Annotated in this window: 20 protein-coding genes; 14 read left to right on the forward strand and 6 right to left on the reverse strand. The window is 70.0% G+C overall.

Going from position 1 to position 19,865, the window contains the following annotated elements; all coding sequences use genetic code 11:
• Window positions 1-27 precede the first annotated feature (27 nt).
• From F0U44_RS18625 to F0U44_RS18635, 3 genes are read left to right on the forward strand one after another with little or no spacing between them, the layout of a single operon-like run.
• Window positions 28-720 (forward strand): hypothetical protein, encoded by a 693-nt coding sequence (locus F0U44_RS18625; RefSeq protein ID WP_149729882.1) that lies wholly within the window; start codon window positions 28-30, stop codon window positions 718-720.
• 18 nt (window positions 721-738) lie between these two features.
• Window positions 739-1,041 carry a thiamine-binding protein gene (locus tag F0U44_RS18630; RefSeq protein WP_149729883.1) on the forward strand — a complete coding sequence of 101 codons (303 nt, stop codon included), beginning with the start codon at window positions 739-741 and terminating at the stop codon, window positions 1,039-1,041.
• Window positions 1,038-1,658: a thioredoxin-like domain-containing protein gene (locus F0U44_RS18635; RefSeq protein ID WP_149729884.1), complete on the forward strand. Its 621-nt coding sequence runs from the start codon at window positions 1,038-1,040 to the stop codon at window positions 1,656-1,658. Before F0U44_RS18630 ends, F0U44_RS18635 begins: the two co-directional genes overlap by 4 nt.
• Before the next feature lies 1 nt (window position 1,659).
• Here F0U44_RS18635 and F0U44_RS18640 read toward each other — a convergent pair whose 3' ends face one another.
• Window positions 1,660-2,451, reverse strand: a complete 792-nt coding sequence (locus F0U44_RS18640) for a helix-hairpin-helix domain-containing protein (protein ID WP_149729885.1) — start codon at window positions 2,449-2,451, stop codon at window positions 1,660-1,662.
• Window positions 2,452-2,500: 49 nt separating this feature from the next.
• Between F0U44_RS18640 and F0U44_RS18645 the strand changes: the two genes are divergently transcribed.
• The 6 genes from F0U44_RS18645 to F0U44_RS18670 all read left to right on the forward strand — a co-directional run bounded on the left by F0U44_RS18645 (window position 2,501) and on the right by F0U44_RS18670 (window position 9,803).
• Window positions 2,501-2,956, forward strand: coding sequence for an NUDIX domain-containing protein (locus F0U44_RS18645; protein ID WP_149729886.1), 456 nt, complete (start codon window positions 2,501-2,503; stop codon window positions 2,954-2,956).
• Between the two features lie 18 nt (window positions 2,957-2,974).
• Window positions 2,975-4,903 (forward strand): 1-deoxy-D-xylulose-5-phosphate synthase, encoded by a 1,929-nt coding sequence (dxs, locus tag F0U44_RS18650; protein WP_149729887.1) that lies wholly within the window; start codon window positions 2,975-2,977, stop codon window positions 4,901-4,903.
• Window positions 4,866-6,173 (forward strand): hypothetical protein, encoded by a 1,308-nt coding sequence (locus tag F0U44_RS18655; protein WP_149729888.1) that lies wholly within the window; start codon window positions 4,866-4,868, stop codon window positions 6,171-6,173. Before dxs ends, F0U44_RS18655 begins: the two co-directional genes overlap by 38 nt.
• 102 nt (window positions 6,174-6,275) lie before the next feature.
• A complete protein-coding gene (locus F0U44_RS18660; RefSeq protein WP_246160647.1) occupies window positions 6,276-7,217 on the forward strand; it encodes a proteasome assembly chaperone family protein in 942 nt (313 codons plus the stop codon).
• On the forward strand, window positions 7,214-8,083 hold the full coding sequence (locus F0U44_RS18665) for an acyl-CoA thioesterase (protein WP_246160649.1): 870 nt from the start codon (window positions 7,214-7,216) through the stop codon (window positions 8,081-8,083). Before F0U44_RS18660 ends, F0U44_RS18665 begins: the two co-directional genes overlap by 4 nt.
• Window positions 8,084-8,174: 91 nt before the next feature.
• A complete protein-coding gene (locus F0U44_RS18670) occupies window positions 8,175-9,803 on the forward strand; it encodes an MBG domain-containing protein (RefSeq protein ID WP_149729889.1) in 1,629 nt (542 codons plus the stop codon).
• 67 nt (window positions 9,804-9,870) lie between these two features.
• On the opposite strand, the gene F0U44_RS18675 is transcribed toward F0U44_RS18670, so the two are convergent.
• A complete protein-coding gene (locus tag F0U44_RS18675) occupies window positions 9,871-10,716 on the reverse strand; it encodes a MaoC family dehydratase (protein ID WP_149729890.1) in 846 nt (281 codons plus the stop codon).
• Window position 10,717: 1 nt separating this feature from the next.
• Window positions 10,718-12,052 carry a 3-oxoacyl-ACP reductase gene (locus tag F0U44_RS18680; RefSeq protein WP_149729891.1) on the reverse strand — a complete coding sequence of 445 codons (1,335 nt, stop codon included), beginning with the start codon at window positions 12,050-12,052 and terminating at the stop codon, window positions 10,718-10,720.
• A 173-nt stretch (window positions 12,053-12,225) separates the two neighbouring features.
• On the opposite strand from F0U44_RS18680, the gene F0U44_RS18685 reads away from it, so the two are divergent.
• On the forward strand, window positions 12,226-13,509 hold the full coding sequence (locus F0U44_RS18685) for an acetyl-CoA C-acetyltransferase (RefSeq protein WP_149729892.1): 1,284 nt from the start codon (window positions 12,226-12,228) through the stop codon (window positions 13,507-13,509).
• A gap of 61 nt (window positions 13,510-13,570) precedes the next feature.
• Here F0U44_RS18685 and F0U44_RS18690 read toward each other — a convergent pair whose 3' ends face one another.
• The 3 genes from F0U44_RS18690 to F0U44_RS18700 form a co-directional block, all read right to left on the reverse strand.
• Complete coding sequence (locus tag F0U44_RS18690; RefSeq protein ID WP_149729893.1) at window positions 13,571-14,257, reverse strand: TetR/AcrR family transcriptional regulator; 687 nt, start codon at window positions 14,255-14,257, stop codon at window positions 13,571-13,573.
• 67 nt (window positions 14,258-14,324) lie between these two features.
• A complete protein-coding gene (locus tag F0U44_RS18695; RefSeq protein WP_149729894.1) occupies window positions 14,325-15,842 on the reverse strand; it encodes an ATP-dependent DNA ligase in 1,518 nt (505 codons plus the stop codon).
• A gap of 52 nt (window positions 15,843-15,894) precedes the next feature.
• A complete protein-coding gene (locus F0U44_RS18700; protein ID WP_188113554.1) occupies window positions 15,895-16,482 on the reverse strand; it encodes a TetR/AcrR family transcriptional regulator in 588 nt (195 codons plus the stop codon).
• Window positions 16,483-16,561: 79 nt separating this feature from the next.
• Between F0U44_RS18700 and F0U44_RS18705 the strand changes: the two genes are divergently transcribed.
• From F0U44_RS18705 to F0U44_RS18720, 4 genes are all read left to right on the forward strand, one after another.
• Window positions 16,562-17,503 (forward strand): DNA-3-methyladenine glycosylase family protein, encoded by a 942-nt coding sequence (locus F0U44_RS18705; protein ID WP_246160651.1) that lies wholly within the window; start codon window positions 16,562-16,564, stop codon window positions 17,501-17,503.
• A gap of 76 nt (window positions 17,504-17,579) precedes the next feature.
• On the forward strand, window positions 17,580-18,095 hold the full coding sequence (locus F0U44_RS18710; protein ID WP_149729896.1) for an SCP2 sterol-binding domain-containing protein: 516 nt from the start codon (window positions 17,580-17,582) through the stop codon (window positions 18,093-18,095).
• Window positions 18,096-18,159: 64 nt separating this feature from the next.
• Window positions 18,160-18,987 carry an MlaE family ABC transporter permease gene (locus F0U44_RS18715; protein ID WP_149729897.1) on the forward strand — a complete coding sequence of 276 codons (828 nt, stop codon included), beginning with the start codon at window positions 18,160-18,162 and terminating at the stop codon, window positions 18,985-18,987.
• A 3-nt stretch (window positions 18,988-18,990) separates the two neighbouring features.
• The gene (locus tag F0U44_RS18720; RefSeq protein WP_246160653.1) at window positions 18,991-19,863 is read left to right on the forward strand and encodes an MlaE family ABC transporter permease; all 873 of its coding nucleotides are present in this window, start codon (window positions 18,991-18,993) and stop codon (window positions 19,861-19,863) included.
• The last annotated feature ends 2 nt before the right edge of the window (window positions 19,864-19,865 follow it).

Genomic DNA, 19,865 nt, shown 5'->3' on the forward strand with positions numbered 1-19,865 from the left:
GGCCTTTTCGCTTGCCACGATGGACCTATGCGCAGCTTTCGACGCGTCCGTACGGCGGCCCTGCTCCTCGCCCTCGCGGCGCCGATCGGGCTGACGGCCTGCGGAGCCGGCGGTGGCGACGCCGACGACGCGCCCACGCTCGACACCCGCCCGACGCGCCACGCGACGCACAAGCCGAAGCCGACGAAGACCGCCGACGATCCGACCGCGTCCGCCAGCATCCCGGAGACGACGGCCACCTCGGCGCCGCCCGCGACCGAGACCACGGACAGCGGGCCCTCGCCCGAGCCGCCGACCGACAAGCCGGGCGGGCCGACGTCGTACGACGAAGCGCGCGCGCGGATCGAGGGCGACCACGGGGGCGAACCCACCTACGTGCCGCGGTTCTCGACGGCGAAGGACATCGTCTACTGCCTGCTCGACGACCCGGTGATCGGCCCGGCGTGCGAGCTGCGGACCGGATTCATCAAGGACGACGACGTCTGCGGCGGCGACATCGCCGACGGGGTCGGGCGGGTCGAGACCTACCAGGGCGAGGCCCGGCCGGTCTGCAACACCGACACGATCCGCGAACCCGGCGCCAACGTGGTCGACGGTGAGGGCAGCGTGGTCATCAGCGATGACGTCGAGTGCCTGGTCGAGTCGATCGGCGTGACCTGTGTCGACCTCGGGCAGCACACGGGGTTCTTCATCGGCCCTCGCGAGTACCACGTCTTCTGAGCCGACTACGGTGACCGGATGCTCGTCGCCTTCAGCATCTCCCCGTCCGACGCCGCCGATAAGACCGGCAGCGTCAGCGAGGCCGTCGCGGCTGCAGTGCGCGTGGTCCGCGAGTCCGGTCTCCCCAACGAGACCAACGCTATGTTCACCAACATCGAGGGGGAGTGGGACGAGGTGATGGCTGTCGTGAAGCGTGCCGTCGAGGTGGTCGCCGAGGTCTCGCCGCGGGTCGGGCTGGTCCTCAAGGCCGACATCCGACCCGGGTTCACCGGGCAGCTGACCGCGAAGGTCGAGCGGGTCGAGCGGGCGCTCGAGCAGTGACCGAACCGACGGGGGAACCGACCTCCAAACGTCCGCTGGGTGTCGCCGTCGCGGTGGGGGCCGGTGTGCTCGTCGTGGTGGGTGCGGTCGTGCTGCCGTCGGTGCTCGGCGGTGACGATGAATCGGAGTCGCAGGCCCCGCCCGCGAGTCCGGGTGCGACGGTCGACACCAGCAACCTCGCGCTCGTGCAGGAGTACGACCTGCCGCCCTGGCACCACACCAGCGACGACGTCGACTATCCCCAGTCCCCGCCGGTCGGCGGTGACCACTTCGACCCGTGGCTCGAGTGCGGCGTCTACGACGTGCCGGTCTCGGACGAGCTCGCCGTCCACGACCTCGAGCACGCCTCGGTGTGGATCACCTACCGACCCGACCAGGTCGACGCCGAGGGTGTCGCGGAGCTCGCAGGGGCGTTGCCGCAGAACGGCATCATGTCGCCCTACCCCACGCAGGAGGCGCCGGTCGTGATCACGGCCTGGGCCCGCCAGCTCGCCCTGATCGGGCCGGACGATCCACGGATCGCGCTCTTCATCGACAAGTACGGCGCCGGGGAGACGGCTCCGGAGGCGTTCGCCTCGTGTGCGGGCGGCACCACCGAACCAACGCCGGGCGCCTGACTCAGACGGAGTAGCCGAGTCCGATCGCGGCGAGCGCCGCCTCGATGCGGTCGAGGGCGATCGGTCCGACGCCGTGGAGCGCGGCGAGGTCGCCCCGGGTCCAGGACGCAGCGGCTTCGAGGGTGTGGACGTCGACAGCCCGCAGGGCCCGGGTCGCCGGAGCCCCGATAGTGCGGGGGAGCGGCGTGCCGTCGCGCTGCGGAGCGCGCTCGCGGGGGCCGTCCTCGTGATCGACGACGGCCTGACCGCGCGGGGAGAGGCGGTAGCCGATCGCGAGCGACTCGGTCAGGCCACGCTCCTTGAGCTTGCGGACGTCACGCTTGAAGTCCGCGGTCGGTCGGCCGAGCTGGTCGGCGAGCTCGGGCGCGCGCACCTCGGGGTGGGCGTCGATGATCCGCAGGGTGGTGCGGGTCCACGGGCCGGTCGTCGAGGACGCGTCGAGCCGGTCGAGCCCGGTGATGATCGCGGCGATCTCGTCGGGGCCCGGCACCGACTCGCGCAGCGCGTCGCGGGGGTCGGCGCCGGCGTACTTCAACCCGACGCGGTAGGCAGGCCGGTCGGCCTTGGCCGCGAGGGCGCTCTTGAGCGCGGCCAGTGACGACGCGCCGGCCCGGCGGGCATCCTCGGCGCGGAGCGTCGACGGGGTGACCCGGTCGACGGTGACCACCTCGATGAGACCGACCGCGGTCCGCAGCTTGGTGCCGACCCGCACGCGTGGCCGGTCCCAGCGCCGGAAGGCGAGGTCGACGTCGCCTCGTCGGATGGCGTCGAGCTCGGCGGGTCGCATCAGCACGCTTCGGAGGATAGGGCGTCGGTGTGAACCCCGCGGCTACGGTGACCGCGTGCGTCGCTTCGCCTCGATCCTTCTCGTCGACCCGCGCGGCTGGGTGTTGCTCCAGGAGCGCGACGAGCACCCGGTGATCGACCCGGAGCGCTGGGGCTTCGTCGGCGGGCACGTCGACCCCGGCGAGCAGCCCGGCGATGCCGCCTACCGCGAGCTCGAGGAGGAGACGGGGCTGGTGATCGCACCGCCGGGCCTGCCCCTGTGGCGCGAGTTCTCCGTCCACCACGCCGCCTATGGCTCTGACGACGACGTGTTCGTCTACGCCGCCGCGACGACGGCGACCGACGACGACGTCGTGCTGGGCGAGGGGCGCCAGATCGTCTTCGTCGACCCGGACCGGCTCGGAGAGCTGCCGCTCACAGCGTCGGCGGCGAGGATCCTGCCGGACTTCCTCGGCTCCGACCGCTTCCGGAGCCTCGTCGAGGAGGCCGCGATCGCGGCCAGGAATCGCTGACCGCCTAGACTCGGCCCCATGGCCATCCTCGACCGGATCACCTCGCCCCGCGACCTGCGGGACCTCTCCGAGGCTGAGCTGGCGACGCTGGCGGCCGAGATCCGCGACCTGCTGATCCGCACGGTCGCGACCAACACCGGCCACCTCGGTCCCAACCTCGGCGTCGTCGAGCTGACGCTCGCGATCCACCGGGTCTTCGACAGTCCGCGCGACCGCGTGGTCTTCGACACCGGCCACCAGTCCTACGTGCACAAGCTCGTCACCGGTCGCGCTCCCGAGTTCGGCACGCTGCGCCGTGAGGGCGGGATCAGCGGTTACCCGAGCCAGGCCGAGTCCGACCACGACATCGTCGAGAACTCCCACGCGTCGACCGCGCTCAGCTATGCCGACGGCATCGCCAAGGCCTACGCCATCCGCGGCGAGGACCGCCACGTCGTCGCCGTGATCGGTGACGGCGCCCTCACCGGCGGCATGGCCTGGGAAGCGCTCAACAACATCGCGATCGCCCGCGACTCGCGCCTGGTCATTGTGGTCAACGACAACGGTCGCTCCTACACGCCGACGATCGGCGGTCTCGCGACCGCGCTCGCCGGGCTGCGCACCAACCCGCGCTACGAGCAGGTGCTCGACATGGTGCGGAAGCGGGTCAACGCGGTGCCGGCCGTGGGTCCGACTGCCTACGACGCCCTTCACGCGGTCAAGAAGGGCCTCAAGGACGCGCTCGCCCCGCAGGGCCTCTTCGAGGACCTCGGCCTGAAGTACGTCGGTCCGGTCGATGGTCACGACCGCCACGCCATGGAGCAGGCGCTCGCCCAGGCGAAGCGCTTCGGTGGTCCGGTGATCGTGCACGCCATCACCCGCAAGGGATTCGGCTACGACCCGGCGGAGCGGCACGAGGCCGACCAGTTCCACGCGCCCGGGCCGTTCGACGTGCAGACCGGTCTGGAGAAGCCGAAGGGGCTCATCTGGACCGACCACTTCGCCGAGCACATCGTGCGGATCGGCGAGCGCCGCCACGACATCGTCGGCATGACGGCCGCGATGATGCACCCGGTCGGGCTCGACAAGTTCCAGGCCCGCTTCCCCGAGCGCACCTTCGACGTCGGCATCGCCGAGCAGCACGCGGCCACCTCGGCTGCGGGCCTCGCCATCGGCGGCCTCCACCCGGTCTTCGCGGTCTACGCGACCTTCCTCAACCGGGCTTTCGACCAGGTCCTCATGGACGTGGCGCTCCACAAGTGCGGGGTGACCTTCGTCCTCGACCGCTCCGGCGTGACGGGCGACGACGGCGCCAGCCACAACGGCATGTGGGACATGTCGATCCTCCAGGTCGTGCCGGGCCTCCGGTTGGCTGCACCGCGTGACGTCACCCGGATGCGCGAGCTGCTCGACGAGGCCGTCGAAGTCTCCGACGCGCCCACGGTCGTGCGGTTCCCGAAGGGTCCGCCGCCCGAGGACATCGACGCGATCGACCGGATCGGCGGAGTCGACGTGCTCGTCCGCAAGGGGAGCAAGGACGTCCTCGTGGTGGCAGTCGGCTCGATGGCCGGCACCGGCGTCGAGGTCGCCGACCGGCTCACCGCGCAAGGCATCGGCGTCACGGTCGTCGACCCCCGCTGGGTCAAGCCGGTCGACCCCGCACTGATCGACCTCGCCCGCGACCACCGTCTGGTCGTGACGATCGAGGACAACGGCGTCATCGGCGGCGTGGGCGCGGTGCTGCTGCAGACCCTGTCGGCGGCCCACGTCGACACCCCCGTCCGGGTGCACGGCATTCCCCAGGAGTTCCTCGACCACGCCAAGCGCAACGTGATCCTCGAACGGATCGGCCTGTCCGCCCAGTCGATCGCCTTCGACGTGCTGCACGAGATCGCCAGCGCCGATCCCTCCAAGGCGACGTCGACGGTCGATGACCGGACGCTCCTCGATGTCGACGGGACGCACTAGCGCTCCCGACAGCAGATACCGCCGACTCGCGGCGCTGCTGTCCCTCGCCCTGCTGGGCCCTGCCTTCGCCGCCTGCGGCGATGACGACGTGCCGGTCAGTCCCGACGATCCCGAGCGCTACGTCGTCGAGGCGATCGAGCGCACGCTCCACCAGCGTGCGCGAGCGATGCTCAACGGTGACTCGGTGGGCTTCGACCGCAGTCTTGCGCGACGTGATGCTGCGTTCGTCGAGGCCCAGGACCGCTACTACGGCAACGTCACCCAGCTTCCACTCGGCGCCGTCCGCTTCACCCTCGGCACCGAATCCCTCGAGCCCGATGGCCCCGATGGCGGAGATGGCGGGGCCTACTGGGCCGAGATCACGATCCGCCTCCAGATCGAGGGTTACGACGTCGCGCCGGTCGTGACGCGCGACCGCTGGCGCTTCGTGCCGACCGCCAACCAGCGCCGCTACCTCCTCGCGTCGACGACCGACCGCGCGTGGGAGGCCGACCACCCCTCGCAACCCCAGCCCTGGGACCTCGACGAGGAGATCGAGGTCCGGGACGCTCCGGGCGTGCTCGGCATCTTCGACGACGACTCGCTCGGCAGCGCGAGCAGCGTGCTCGACGCCGTGTCGCTGGGTCGCTTCCAGGTGAAGTCGGTGCTCCCCACCGAGCTGTCCGACCCCGGTGGTGTGGTGCTCTACGCACTGTCGGACCCAGCGTTCGTCGACTCGCTGTCGGGGCTGCCGTTCAGCGATCCCGACCGCCTCGACGGCGCGACCATCCCCGTCCCGCGCGATGCGACGGACGCCGACGGGCGGGTGGCGTCGTACCGGATCCTGCTCAGCCCGCACGTGCTCGACCAGGGCGAGGAAGTGCTCGACCGATTGGTGCGCCACGAGCTCACCCACGTCGCTCTCGGTGAGCGCGCGCAGGGGGTGCCGCTGTGGCTCACCGAGGGGATCGCCGAATACGTCTCGGTCCAGCCGATCGCGCCCGCCGAGCGCCGGCTGCAGACCGACGCCCTCAACCTGGCCGCCTCCGGCGTCGACGACCTGCCGTCCGACGCCGACTTCGGCGGTGAGCACGCCGAGGGCTGGTACGCCGTCTCGTGGTGGGTCTGCGAATACATCGCCGCGACCTACGGAGCCGACGCGCTGTGGCTGCTCCTCGACGCGCTCCACGACGGCGGCGACCAGGCGAGCGTCATCTCCCAGCAGCTCGGCATCTCGACCTCGGCGCTGGCCGAGCAGGGCGTCGCCCTGATGCGCCGTACCTACGGCTGACTGATTGGCCGAGCGTGTCTACGGCGACACGTGGAGCGAGCAAGCTTCCCGCGGTCGCCTCCCGCCACGCTGCCGGCTGACCATGCTCAGTATCGTGGGCGCGTGACCTCCGCACCCCGCCTCGTGCACATCGTCGACGACGTGCCGGAGCTCGCGGGGGTGGAGGGCCTGCGCATGGTCATCGCTCTCGACGGGTTCCTCGACGCCGGCAACGCCGGTGCCATCGCCTGCCGACACCTGGTCGCTGAGGGCTCTGACGGCGGTGGCGTCGTGGTGGCGACCTTCGACGTCGACCAGCTCCACGACTACCGCGCCCGCCGGCCTCCGATGTCCTTCGTGCGCGACCACTACGAGGGCTACGACGCTCCTCGCCTCGTGGCGCGGCTGCTGCACGACGTGGGCGGGGCGCCGTACCTCCTGCTCCACGGCCCCGAGCCCGACATCCGGTGGGAGGCGTTCAGCCGCGCTGTGCTCGAGGTGATGGAACGGTTCTCCGTCTCGCTCGTGGTCGGCATGGGTGCCGTGCCGATGGCGGTGCCGCACACCCGCCCGATCGCCATCACCCACCACGCCAACAACGCCGACCTGCTGACGGGCAGCTCGCCGTGGCGCGGCGAGCTGCGCATCCCGAGCAGCGCGCAGGCGCTCCTCGAGCTGCGCCTGGGGGAGTGGGGCCACGACGCGGTGGGCTTCGTCGCGCACGTCCCCCACTACCTCGCCCAGCTCGACTACCCGCGCGCCGCGATCGCGCTCCTCGAGCAGGTCGAGCTCGCCGCTCGTCTCACGATCGACCTGTCCGCCCTCGGCACTGAAGCCGACGAGCGCGAGGAGGAGATCGCCCGCTACCTGTCGGCCAACTCCGAGGTCGATGACGTGGTGACGGCGCTCGAGCAGCAGTACGACGCCTTCGCCCGGGCCGAGGAGAGCGGCACCAGCCTGCTCGCCGAGGACCAGCCGCTGCCCACGGGCGAGGAGATCGGGCAGCAGTTCGAGCAGTTCCTGGCCGGCCTCGAGGGGCCCGACGAGACCGGAGGCCCGGCATGACCCCCAACCCACCCGAGATGGCCGATGCCACCCGACAGCTGGTCTCGTTGCTCGACCTCGAGCAGCTCGACACCGACCTCTATCGCGGCAAGCAGCCCGACACGGTGCGGCAGCGGGTCTACGGCGGCCAGGTGGCCGCCCAGGCGCTGATCGCGGCGACCCGGTCGGTCGACCCGGGCTTCCAGGTGCACTCGCTGCACTCCTACTTCCTGCTGCCCGGCGACTACAACGTCCCGATCATCTACGACGTCGAGCGCATCCGGGACGGCAAGTCGTTCGCCACCCGCCGGGTGCTCGCACGTCAGCACGGCCGCCCGATCTACTACCAATCGCTCAACTTCCAGCGCGCCGAGGACGGCCTCGAGCACCAAGACGTCATGCCGGAGGTGAAGGGCCCTGACGAGGGTCTCAACCTGATGGACCTGATGCAGGAGCGCGGTAGCGACGACGGCCTCTCCAAGGAGTGGGCTGCCCTCGACGTGCGCTGGCTCGGGAGCTCGCGCTACGGCCTCGATCCCGATCCGGCCCACCCGTCGAAGGCCCAGGTGTGGATCCGCATCGACGGTCGGCTCTCGGACGATCCGCTCGAGCACCTCGCGATGTTCACCTACGCCAGCGACGTGTCACTGCTCGGGGCGACGCTGGCCGCCCACGACACCGACGCGAGCGCGGTGCAGATGGCCTCGCTCGATCACACGATCTGGTTCCACCGGCCGTTCCGCGCCGACGAGTGGTGGCTCTACGACCAATGGTCGCCGTCGGCGAGCGGTGCACGCGGCCTGTCGCTGGGGCGGGTCTTCACCCAGGACGGCACCCTCGTCGCCACGGTCGCCCAGGAGGGCCTGATCCGGCCCCGGACGCGCTAGCGACCGCGGCGCCGTCGGCTGGTTCGGGGGACGTCGGACGTCCTCCAGTGCTAAGTTCCCCACGCCAGTTGTTGCATGGGGAGGGAAATCCATGAAGGTTCGTACGTTCGTCGCGCCCATCGCGACCCTGATGGCTCTGGGTGGCGTCGCTGCGCTTCCGGCGCCGACTCACGCCGTCACCTCGGTGACGGTCAAGGTCTTCGGCTCCCAGACCTACGGAGGCACGACGAACTTCGTCGGCACGACCGGCACCGCGGGTGTCACCGTCAGCGGCATCACCTGCACCGGGTTGACCGGCGGCGCTGCGATCGCGCCGACGCTGACCGCGGGCGGCACCTACACGATCGACGGGGCCACCTGCAGCGGCGGCGTGCTCAACAACCCCAACTACGTCATCGGCAGCTACTCGGGCCAGAAGCTCACGGTCAACAAGGCGACCATCGGGGTCACCGCCGACAACGCGTCGCGCGCCTACAAGGACGACAATCCGACGTTCACCTTCTCGGCGACCGGCCTCAAGAACGGCGAGGACACCTCGGTCCTGACCGGCGCCCCGACCATTACGACGGACGCCAAGTCCTCCTCGGTCCCCGGCGACTACGCCATCAAGATCTTCCGCGGCACGCTCGGCGGCGGCGACAACTACACGATCAACTCGTTCACCGACGGCACCCTCACGATCACGGCCAAGCCGATCACGGTCAGCGTCACCGGCATCCAGGTCTACGGCGGCACGCCGGTCTGGACCGCCTCGACCGGTATCGCCGGGCTCTCGGTCTCCGGCCTGGGCTGCACCAAGCTCAACGACGGGCGTGACGTCGCGCCGACCCTGGGGGTCGGCAACACCTACGTGCTCGACACGACCACGTGCAGCGCCACGCTGTCCAGCGACTACTACACGATCGCCGGGTTCACCTCCAACCGGTTCGTGGTGCAGCGCGCGGAGCTGACCGTCACCGCTGACAGCAAGAGCCGCATCTACGGCTTCAACAACCCGGCCCTCACCTACACGGTCACCGGCCTGCAGAACGGCGAGACGACCGCCGCCCTCAATGGCGCGCCCGACGTGACGACCACGGCTGTGGTGAAGAGCAACGTCGGCGACTACCCGATCGAGGTCAAGACCGGCACGCTGTCCTCGCCCAACTACCGCTTCACGCTGGTCGACGGCACGTTGACGATCAACAAGCGACTCCTGACGGTGACGGCCAACCCCGCGACGCGCGGATTCCGTGCCGCCGACCCGGCCTACACCGCGACGATCACCGGGTTCCGCAACGGCGACACCATCGACGTGGTCACCGGTGCTCCGGCCTTCAGCACGACCGCGACGGTGGACTCCTCGCCGGGCGTCTACCCGCTGAGCGTGGCGGTGGGCACCCTCGACGCGACCAACTACGGCTTCACCGGGTTCGTGGGCAGCACGCTCACGATCTCCGAGGCGCCGGCGATCATCACGACCAAGAAGATGAAGCTCGGCGTGATCGAGGCGACCGTTACCTACGGCGCGACCAACACCCCGGTGGTCGGCTCGACGATCACGTTCACCGTCGGCAGCAGCGAGGACGTGGCCTGCACGGCGGTCACCGACGCGACCGGCCGGGCGGCATGCACGGTCAGTGGCTCGATCCGCACCGGGATCAGCCTGCGCGGCTACACGGCGCACTTCCCGGGCAGCCCGGGTGTGCTGGCCGGCGAGCAGCACCAGGGCATCTTCTAGCTCTCAGAAATGACAGCGGCCCGGCACCCCGAGAGGGGAGCCGGGCCGTTGTGTCTGTCGCGGCAGGTCAGAGCGCCGTCGTACGTCCCACCAGGTGGGGGGCGCCCGACTTCGGGTTGACCAGCGTGAAGTCCCATCCGGCCGGGTTGGCCTCGGCGCCGAACTGCGCCTTGCCCGGCAAGAAGATCGGCTTCTTGAAGGCGACGTCGACCCGGACGTGGTCGGGCAGGCGGTTCTCGAGAGCCGCGATGCACCGGGCCTTGCTCCACATGCCGTGGGCGATGTGGCGCGGGAAGCCCAGCGCCTTCGCGGTCAGCGGGTAGAGGTGGATCGGGTTGCGGTCACCCGACACGGCACCGTAGGTGCGGCCGAGGTTGTCGGGCAGGCTCCACACCGGGCCCTTGGCCTGGACGGTGTTGAACGACATGCCCGGGTCGCCGTTGTCCTTGTCGCCCTTGCCGACACGGAGGTACGTCGACACCGACTCCCACACGACCTCGTCACCGACCTTGCCAGTGACGTTCATGTCCCAGGCGCGGCCCTTGGTGCTCATCCGCAGGTTGTCGGCCGTGAGCGAGAGCGAGACGCTCTCGCCGATCTGGACCGGACGGTGCTGGGTGATGGAGTTCTCCAGGTGCACCGAGCCGATGGCCGGGAAGGGGAACTTCGCGTCGGTCATCAGCTGCATGTGCAGCGGGAAGGCCAGCATGTGCAGGTAGGGCACCGGCGCGACGTCACGGTTGGGGAAGCCGCAGACCGCTGCGTAGCGGTCGACCGCGGAGCGCTCGACGAGGACGTCGTTGCGCTCCAGGGTCACCGCAGGCAGGTCGCCGCCGGTCTTCTTGATGCCGGGCAGCTGGTTGATGCCGGGGACCGCCGGGAGGGCGGCCTTGAGCATGACGGGGAGCGCCATGTCAGGCACCCAGCATCATCTGGCCGCAGACCCGGACGACGTTGCCGTTGACGGCGGTCGACGCGGGGGAGGCGTACCAGGCGATCGTCTCGGCGACGTCGACCGGGAGACCACCCTGTGACATCGCGTTGAGCCGCTGGCCGACCTCGCGGGTGGCGAACGGCACGGCAGCGGTCATCTGGGTGATGATGAAGCCGGGCGCGACGGCGTTGATCGTGATGCCGTCCTTGAGCGCGTCGCTCAGCGAGTCGACGAAGCCGATGACGCCGGCCTTGGAGGCGGCGTAGCTCGTCTGGCCGAGGTTGCCCGCGATGCCGGCGATCGACGCGACGCCGATGATGCGACCGTTGGCGTTGACGACCTTCTGGGCGAGGAGCTCGGCGGTGATCTTCTCCGGCGCCTCGAGGTTGATCTGCAAGACCTTGCCGAAGCGCTCGGGCGACTGGTTGGCCAGCTTCTTGTCCATGGTCACACCGGCGTTGTGCACGACGATGTCGACGCCGCCGTGCTTCTCCTTGAGGTGGTGCGCGATGCGCTGCGCGGCGTCGGAGGAGGTGATGTCGAGAGTGAGCCAGTCACCGTCGATCTCCTTCATGACCTTCTGGAGGTCGTCGGCCGCCTGCGGCACGTCGAGGCCCACCACGGTGGCGCCGTCGCGGTGCAGCACCCGGGCGATCTCCTCGCCGATGCCGCGGCTGGCGCCGGTCACGAAGGCGACCTTGCCGGCCAGCGGCTGGGTCCAGTCGGCCACGTCGGTGGCCTTCTTCTCCTTGTGGGCGCCGATCCGGACGACCTGGCCCGAGACGTAGGCGGACTTCGGGCTCAGGAGGAAGCCGAGCGTCGAGACGACCGAGCCCTCGTAGCCCTCGGCGACGTAGACGAGCTGGACGGTGCCGCCCTTGCCGACCTCCTTGCCGAGGCTGCGGGTGAAGCCCTCGAGCGCGCGCTGCGCGATCCGCTCGCTGCCTTCGACCTGCGCCGGCGGGGTGCCAATGACGACGATGCGCGCGCAGTTAGAGAGGCTGCGCATCAGGGGCGTGAAGAACTCCTGGAGGTCGCCGAGCCCCTCGACCGTGGTGATGCCCGTGGCATCGAAGACCAGGCCCTTGTACTTCTCGCCGTCGGCCTGCGTCGTGGTGGACGCGATGCCGAGCGTGTCGAGCAGGCCGGGCAGCGACTCGCCGAGGCGGCCGTTGCCGCCGGTGACGATGGTGCCCTTGACCAGCGGGTCGCCCGCGGAATAGCGGTCGAGCTTGGTCGGGTTGGGGAGTCCGAGGTTCTTGACCAGCAACTTGCCGATCGGGGACGAGGCGAAGCCCTGGTACTTGTCGCTCATGATGGTGCAAAGCCTCCGAAGCTGAGGTCGTGGTGCTGACGAACGTGGTGAAGGGGTCCGCGGGACGGGCCCGCTCGACCTTATGTAACCCGATGTGTAACTCTGAGTCCACATTTCGTGATCTGGCCCTCAAACGGTTCTCTTGAGGTGCCTGTTGGAAGAGGATAGGAAACATGGCAGATTCTGTTCGTCGGGCCGCCGTCATCGGTGGTAACCGCATCCCGTTCGCCCGCTCCAACGGGGCCTACGCCTCCGCCTCCAACCAGGAGATGCTCACCGCCGCGCTCGACGGCCTGGTGGCTCGCTTCGGGCTCGAGGGTGAGCGCATCGGTGAGGTCGCTGGTGGCGCGGTGCTCAAGCACAGCCGCGACTTCAACCTGGTGCGTGAGTCGGTGCTGAGCACCAAGCTCGCCCCGGAGACCGCCGCCGTCGACCTCCAGCAGGCCTGCGGCACCGGGCTCCAGGCGATCAACTACATCGCCAACAAGATCAAGCTCGGCCAGCTCGACTCCGGCATCGGCGGCGGCGTGGACACCACGTCCGACGCGCCGATCGCGATCGGCGAGAAGCTGCGCAAGAAGCTGATCCAGCTCAACAGCGCCAAGATCGCCAAGGACCGGCTTGCGATCCTCGCGACCATCCGCCCCGGTGACATCTCGCTCGCGATCCCGTCCAACGGCGAGCCGCGCACCAAGCTGTCGATGGGTGAGCACCAGGCCCTGACCGCGCTCGAGTGGCAGATCGCCCGCGAGGCGCAGGACGAGCTCGCGGTCAACTCGCACCACAACCTCGCGAAGTCCTACGACGAGGGCTGGCAGGACGACCTGATCTCGCCCTTCCGTGGGCTCGAGCGCGACAACAACCTGCGCGGAGACTCCTCGCTGGAGAAGCTCGCCACGCTCAAGCCGGTCTTCGGCAAGGGCGAGGCCGCGACGATGACCGCCGCCAACTCCACCCCGTTGACCGACGGCGCCTCCGCGGTGCTGCTCGCCTCCGACGAGTGGGCTGAGGCGCACGGGCTCACCCCGCTGGCCTACTTCGTCGACTCCGAGGTCGCCGCCGTCGACTTCGTCAACGGTCACGAGGGCCTGCTCATGGCTCCGGCCTACGCCGTCCCGCGGATGCTCGCGCGCCACGGCCTGACCCTGCAGGACTTCGACTACTACGAGATCCACGAGGCCTTCGCCTCGCAGGTCCTCTCGACGCTCGCTGCGTGGGAGAGCCCGGTGTTCTGCAAGGAGCGCCTCGGCCTCGACGCGCCGCTGGGCTCGATCGACCGCAGCAAGCTCAACGTCAAGGGCTCCTCGCTCGCCGCGGGTCACCCGTTCTCCGCGACCGGTGGCCGCATCGTCGCCAACACCGCCAAGCTCCTCGCCGCGAAGGGCAAGGGCAGCCGCGCGCTGATCTCGGTCTGCGCCGCCGGCGGCCAGGGCGTCGTGGCGATCATGGAGGCCTGACGGCCTGACGTCATACGTTGTGAAGGGCCGTCCCGGAGAGATCCGGGGCGGCCCTTTCGCCTTAGGCGGTGACGAGCGCCAGGGCCGAGGAGACCACGTAGTTGCGCACCTGGTCGGCGGAGAGCTCGGCGACCGTGGGGACACCGGGGGAGGTCTCGGTGACCAGGATCCCGAGCCGGGCCAGCTGGAGGGCGCCGAGGCCGCTGGCATACATCGTGTTGGCGACGATGGCGGGGTCGCCGGTCACCGTGAAGGCGCCGGCGCTGATGCCGCCGGTCAGCACCTCGGTCAGGATCGCCATGCAGGACGTGATGCCTCGCCCGAGCCGGAAGAGCGCGCCCTCAGAGATGTCGTCGAGCAGCTCGTCGCCCGGGCGCACCATCAGCGACAGGGCGCAGTCGACGAACGCCGGGTGGGCGACGCCGTAGTCGAAGAAGGCTCCGACGACGGCGGCCAACTGGGCCTTGGCGTCGGGGGAGGAGTCGGCTGCGGTGCGCATCGAGGCGTGGAGCTCGTCGAGGTAGCCGACGAGCGTCATCGCGAAGAGCTCTTCCTTGCCGGTGAAGTGCCGGTAGACGATCGCCCGGTTGATCCCGACGGCGGTCGCGATCTCCTCGATCTGCACGTCGCGCACACCCCGGGAGTCGAAGAGCTCGCGAGTGGCGGCGATGATCTGTTCCTTGCGCGCACGACGGCGCGCTGCAGCCGCCTTTCGACGTCCGTCGATCTGCGGGGCCCGGGTCGCCATGTTCGAAACTGTACGCGATGTGCAACTCGGTGTGACACGACTGTGACGAGATTGACTGCTCCGACGCTCATTCGAGGTAGGACTGAACGGTCGAGATGGTGTCGACCTCGGCCGGGCGCTTGTCGTCGCGATAGCGGAGGACCCGGGCGAACCTCAGCGCGACGCCGCCGGGGTAGCGCCTCGACCGCTGCACCGCGTCGAAGGCGATCTCGACCACCTGCTCGGGGCGCACGTGCACGACCCAGTCGTCCTCGGTGGTCTTGAGCTCGGTGAACCGTTGGGTCTGCCAGGCGAGCATCTCGTCGGTCATGCCCTTGAAGGTCTTGCCCAGCATCACGAACTTCTCCGGGTCGGCGTCGTCGCGGGCGCCGAGGTGGATGTTGGAGAGGGTGCCGCGGCGGCGACCGGAGCCCCACTCGACGGCGAGCACGACGAGGTCGAGGGTGTGGACCGGCTTGACCTTGATCCAGGAGGCGCCGCGGCGGCCGGCGGCGTAGGAAGCACCGGCCGCCTTCACGACGACACCCTCGTGGCCGTCGGCGAGCACCTGCCGGGAGAAGGCACGCGCGCTGGCTGGGTCGTCGCCGCGCCACCGCGCCACCCGGTGCGGCTCGGGGACGAGTGCCTCCAGCGCCGCCCAGCGTTCGGTGGCGGGGAGGTCGAGGAGGTCGCGGCCGTCGAGGTGGAGGACGTCGAAGAAGTACGGCGTCACGCGGGCCTCGCCCGTGAACGCCGATGCCGTGCGGGAGGCCGTCTCCTGGAACGGCCGTGGGCGACCGCGGTCGTCGAGCGCGATCGCCTCGCCGTCGAGCACGAGGTCGGTCGCTGGCAGGGCCCGGACGACCTCGACGACCTCGGGCAGTCGGGCGGTGATGTCGTCGAGGCTGCGGGTCGCGATCACCACGTCGTCGCCGCTGCGATGCACCTGGATCCGGATGCCGTCGAGCTTGGCGTCGACCGCGAATCCCGCAGGGGCTGAGCCCAGCTTCTCGATCGCCGCGTCGAGGTCGGGCGCCGAGGATGCGAGCATCGGCTGGATCGGCCGCCCGACGCTCAGTCCGATCGCAGCCAGGGCCTCAGTGCCGGCGAACGCGGCGTCGACGACGTAGGTGGCGCCACCGGCCAGCATCGCGGCTCGCCGGACGTCGGCGACGGGGACTCCTGCCGCCTGGGCGACACCCTCGGTCATCACGGCCTCCAAAGCGCCCTGGCGGACGTTGCCGAGAGCCACGGCGCGCAGCCACTGCTGCTCCTCTGCGGTGGCGCTCCCGAAGAGCGCTGCGACGGCGGTGGCCCGCGCAGCGACCGAGCCTGCGCCGGAGAGCGAGGCGAGGTGGTCGAACGCGCGGTCGACCTCGTCGACCGCCAACGTGGGCGTCTCGGCGGGGTCGGGCATCGTCTGCAGGCCGCGCCAGCCGAGGCCGGTGCGGCGCTGCCGCAGGCTGCCGCTGAGGTAGCGCGCGACGAGCTCGCGCTGCTCGGGCTCGGTGCGCGCCAGCAGGCCGGCGATCTCGCCGGCCTTCAGGTTGCGTGACCGGGTGGCGGCGACGCGGGACGACACCTCGACGACCTCGTGGAGCAGCACGCGTCCGACGCTAGCGGCGACCGCCCCCAGCCGATGCTGTCGAACCGAGCCGTCAGTGGGTCACTTCGAGCACGGCAGCCGTCACGGCGCCGCGGATGACCATGTCGTAGACGCCGTCGAGGTCCTCCTCGATGTCGCCGAAGTAGCCGGCGGCCTCGAGCGACACGAAGCCGTGGAGGGCTGCGAAGACGGCCATGCCGGTGGTGAGCACCTGCTCCTCGGCCAGACCAGCCGACCGGACCATGACCGCCAGCGCCTCGAGCGTCTCGAGGGCGGCCGCGAAGAACGCGTCGCGGTCGATCGGCGGCCGGGTGATGGCGGCGTAGCGCTCGGGCATCGCGCGGGCGAAGGCGCGCAGCTCGTGGCTGAGGACACGGAGGCCGTCGGCGCCGGCGTGGCCCATGGCCGCGCGGCGGACGTGGTCGCCGAGCAGGCGCATCGCGCGGACCTGGATCGAGGCCCGGAGATCCTCGAGGTTGGCGACGTGGTTGTAGAGCGACGAGACCCGAGTGTCGAGCTCGGCAGCGAGCAGCGTCATGGTGAGCGCGTCGTAGCCGTCGCGGTCGACGAGCGTCTCTGCGGCCTGCAGCACGGCCTCCTGGTCGAGGCGCGCTCGGCGCGGTTCGTGGGCTGCGGTCACGTCTGCCTCCTCCCGGGATGTCTTCTCGTGTTGCAACGAATGACTTTCGTGTCGGTGACACACCTTAGTGTTTCTGCTCGTGGACGGCTCGGACGCGACGCGGGTGTGGCGCCCCGACTGGCCGTGTGCGGTCCGTTCGACGCTCGCGCAGCACCGGCGCGGAGGCGGCGACCCGACGCTGCGGCTGGCGCCGCCGGGGGAGCGGGGTCCGCACTGGCGGGCGAGCCGCACCCCTGAGGGTCCGGTCACCCTGGCCGTCGAATCCCGCGACGCTGCGGGGGAGGTGCGGGCCGAGGCGTGGGGCCCAGGGGCCCGCTGGGCGTTGGACCAGCTCCCCGATCTCCTCGGAGCGGCCGACGACTGGACCGGGTTCGAGCCGCGCCACCCGGTGGTGGCCGAGGCGCAACGGCGCCACCCTCACGTGCGGATCGGCCGCACCGGCCGACCTCTCGAGGCGCTGGTGCCGGCCATCATCGAGCAGAAGGTCACCGGCAAGGAGGCCTTCGCCGGCTTCCGCGCGCTCACCCGCAAGTACGGCGACCCGGCCCCTGGGCCGGGCAAGGAGCTGGGGCTCTGGGTCCAGCCCGGCGCCGAGGTCGTGGCCCAGGTGCCGTCGTGGGAGTGGCTCGGTCTCCACGTCGACCCGGCGCGCTCGCGTGCCCTGGTCACGGCCGCGCGGCACGCCCCTGCATTCGAGCGCCTCATCGAGCGCTCTGCCGGGTCGGAGGCGCTCGACCGCGCACTGCGGAGCCTGCCCGGCGTCGGGACCTGGACGAGCGCCGAGGTCCGCCAGCGGGCGCTGGGGGACGCCGATGCCGTCTCCTTCGGCGACTTCCACGTAGCCAAGGACACGGGTTGGGCGTTGGTCGGACGAGAGATCGACGACGTCGAGCTCGCAGCGCTCCTGGAGCCGTGGAAGCCCCATCGGGGGCGGGTGATACTGCTTCTCGGCGCTGCCGGATTGAGACGTCCGAGGCGTGGTCAACGCACGTCTCTTCGTGGACACTTTCCCCACGTGTGACGTTTTCTCGTGATATCTGTTACACCGAGCAACAGGCAAACGCCTGGGGCGGGTGATCCAGCGACAGGGGTGGCGCATGGGAGCGGTGACGCTTGCTCTGCTGTCCCTGTCGACCACCGACGAGGCGGCCGACCTGCTGGCCGGCGCCGAGACCTCCGAGCTCCTCGCAGCCGTCGCCGACGCCTCTGACGCCGAGATCCACCACGCGCTCGGCACGCCCCTGCGCGACGTCGTCCTCATCGAGATCCTTCGTCGGCTGCCTGCCTTCGTGAATGCGCGCAAGGCGAGCGACCTCCGCATCACCGTGGCGTTCCGCGTGGCCGGCCGACCCGATGGCGGCGTCGACCGGTTCGTCGTACGTCTCGACCGCGGAGCGGCGGCCGTGCTGACCGGTGCCGCCGCTGACGCCGTGGGCCGCGCTGGGCGCAATGCGACGGTGACCTGCTCCTCCCTCGACTTCCTGATGCTGGTCACCGGGCACCTCAGCCCGATCACCGGCGTGCTCCGCGGCCACCTCCGGGTCCGTGGTGACAAGGCAGCGGCGCTCCGGCTCGCTGGCGCGTTCGACATCCCCACGGCGGTGGCTGGATGACCCCTGCTGCGAAGTTCAGCTCCCGACCTTCGTACGACCGCACAATGAATGAGAAGGGACCGCGATGACGGCAGTAGTCCTCGGCGGACGGTCGATCTTCGACAACCTCGTCAAACGAGCGAAGACCGGTATCGAGACCACCGGACAGCTCGTGGTCCTGTCGGTGGAATCGACGAAGTTCATCGCGACCGACATCGTCGCGCGGCGCTTCTCCTGGACGGAGTTCCTCCTCCAGGCCTGGTTCATGACGCGGGTCTCGCTGCTCCCCACGATCCTGGTGTCGATCCCGTTCGGCGTCATCACGTCGGTCCAGATCGGCGCGGCGGCCAACCAGATCGGTGCCCAGTCGTTCATCGGCGCGGTCAATGGCATCGGCGTGCTCCGTCAGGGCGCGCCGCTGGTCACCTCACTGATGATCGCCGGCGCCGTCGGTTCGGCTATCTGCTCCGACCTCGGTGCGCGGACGGTCCGTGAGGAGACCGACGCGCTCATGGTCATGGGCATCTCCCCGACGCAGCGCCTGGTCGCCCCGCGCGTGCTGGCCGCGCTGATGGTCGCGATGCTCCTCACCGTGATCGTCGCGATGACCGCGATGACCACAGCGTTCGCGCTGGTCGTCGGAACCGGGCAGATCTCGTCGGGCACCTATCTCGACTCGTTCGTCGGACTCGCTCAACCCACGGACCTCTACCTAGCCGAGCTCAAGGCATTGATCTTCGGCTTCATCGCGGTCATCGTCGCGGCCCACAAGGGCCTCCAGGCCAGAGGCGGCCCGAAGGCGGTCGCTGACGCCGTCAACCAGGCCGTCGTCCTGAGCGTGATCCTGCTCGCCGTGGTCAACGTCGGGATCACCCAGGCCTACGTGATGCTCGTTCCTCAGGGGGTGGCCTAAGCCATGGCTAGTGTCCAACCAAGCGCGCGAGGAGCCGGCGCACGAGTCTCTGACAGCCTGGTCGGCGTCGCCGACTCGGTGATGAAGACCCTCGCGGTGGTCGGCTACTTCGCGTCGTTCTCCCTGGATGTCTTCAAGAACATCCCCTCGACGCTGGCGCTCTATCCCAAGGAGATGCTCCGGCAGCTCAAGGACATCGCCTGGGGCAGTGGCGCGCTCCTCGTCGGTGGCGGCACCGTGGGGATCATGGCCCTGTTGTCGGTCGCTGCCGGCACGTCGATCGGCATCGAGGGCTTCAACGGCCTCGAGATCGTCGGTCTGGCGCCGCTCACCGGCTTCATCTCCGCCAGCGCCAACACCCGTGAGCTCGCTCCGCTCATCGCTGCCCTCGCGCTCGGAGCGCAGGTCGGCTGCCGGTTCACGGCCCAGATCGGCTCGATGAAGATCTACGAGGAGATCGACGCCCTCGAGGTCATGGCCGTCAACCCGATGCGCTACGTCGTGACCACCCGCGTGATCGCCTGCATGCTCGCGATCCTGCCGCTTTACCTGGTCGGTCTGATCGGCAGCTACGCCGCCTCGCAGGTCTCGGTCGTGGTGCTCTTCGGGCAGTCACCGGGGCAGTACGACCACTACTTCTCGACGTTCATCCAAGGTCGAGACGTCTTCTTGTCCGTGATCAAGATCCTCATCTTCGCGCTCGCGATCGCCCTGATCCATACGTGGTACGGCATGAAGGTGTCCGGCGGACCGGCGTCGGTGGGTGAAGCCACCGGTACGGCGATCCGCGCCAGCATCGTGTCCATCGTCATCCTCGACATGGTCATGACTCTTGTCTTCTGGGGCGGCGACCCCGGCTTCAGGATCTCGGGGTGATG

The organism is Nocardioides humilatus (genome assembly GCF_008373755.1).
GTDB classification, from domain to species: Bacteria; Actinomycetota; Actinomycetes; order Propionibacteriales; family Nocardioidaceae; genus Nocardioides; species Nocardioides humilatus.

Coding starts and splice junctions, on each gene's coding strand:
- F0U44_RS18625 (WP_149729882.1), top strand. CDS start 28: ATGCGCAGCTTTCGACGCGTCCGTACGGCGGCCCTGCTCCTCGCCCTC.
- F0U44_RS18630 (WP_149729883.1), top strand. CDS start 739: ATGCTCGTCGCCTTCAGCATCTCCCCGTCCGACGCCGCCGATAAGACC.
- dxs (WP_149729887.1), top strand. CDS start 2,975: ATGGCCATCCTCGACCGGATCACCTCGCCCCGCGACCTGCGGGACCTC.
- F0U44_RS18655 (WP_149729888.1), top strand. CDS start 4,866: ATGACCGGACGCTCCTCGATGTCGACGGGACGCACTAGCGCTCCCGAC.
- F0U44_RS18665 (WP_246160649.1), top strand. CDS start 7,214: ATGACCCCCAACCCACCCGAGATGGCCGATGCCACCCGACAGCTGGTC.
- F0U44_RS18670 (WP_149729889.1), top strand. CDS start 8,175: ATGAAGGTTCGTACGTTCGTCGCGCCCATCGCGACCCTGATGGCTCTG.
- F0U44_RS18675 (WP_149729890.1), bottom strand. CDS start 10,716: ATGGCGCTCCCCGTCATGCTCAAGGCCGCCCTCCCGGCGGTCCCCGGC.
- F0U44_RS18680 (WP_149729891.1), bottom strand. CDS start 12,052: ATGAGCGACAAGTACCAGGGCTTCGCCTCGTCCCCGATCGGCAAGTTG.
- F0U44_RS18685 (WP_149729892.1), top strand. CDS start 12,226: ATGGCAGATTCTGTTCGTCGGGCCGCCGTCATCGGTGGTAACCGCATC.
- F0U44_RS18690 (WP_149729893.1), bottom strand. CDS start 14,257: ATGGCGACCCGGGCCCCGCAGATCGACGGACGTCGAAAGGCGGCTGCA.
- F0U44_RS18710 (WP_149729896.1), top strand. CDS start 17,580: ATGGGAGCGGTGACGCTTGCTCTGCTGTCCCTGTCGACCACCGACGAG.
- F0U44_RS18715 (WP_149729897.1), top strand. CDS start 18,160: ATGACGGCAGTAGTCCTCGGCGGACGGTCGATCTTCGACAACCTCGTC.
- F0U44_RS18720 (WP_246160653.1), top strand. CDS start 18,991: ATGGCTAGTGTCCAACCAAGCGCGCGAGGAGCCGGCGCACGAGTCTCT.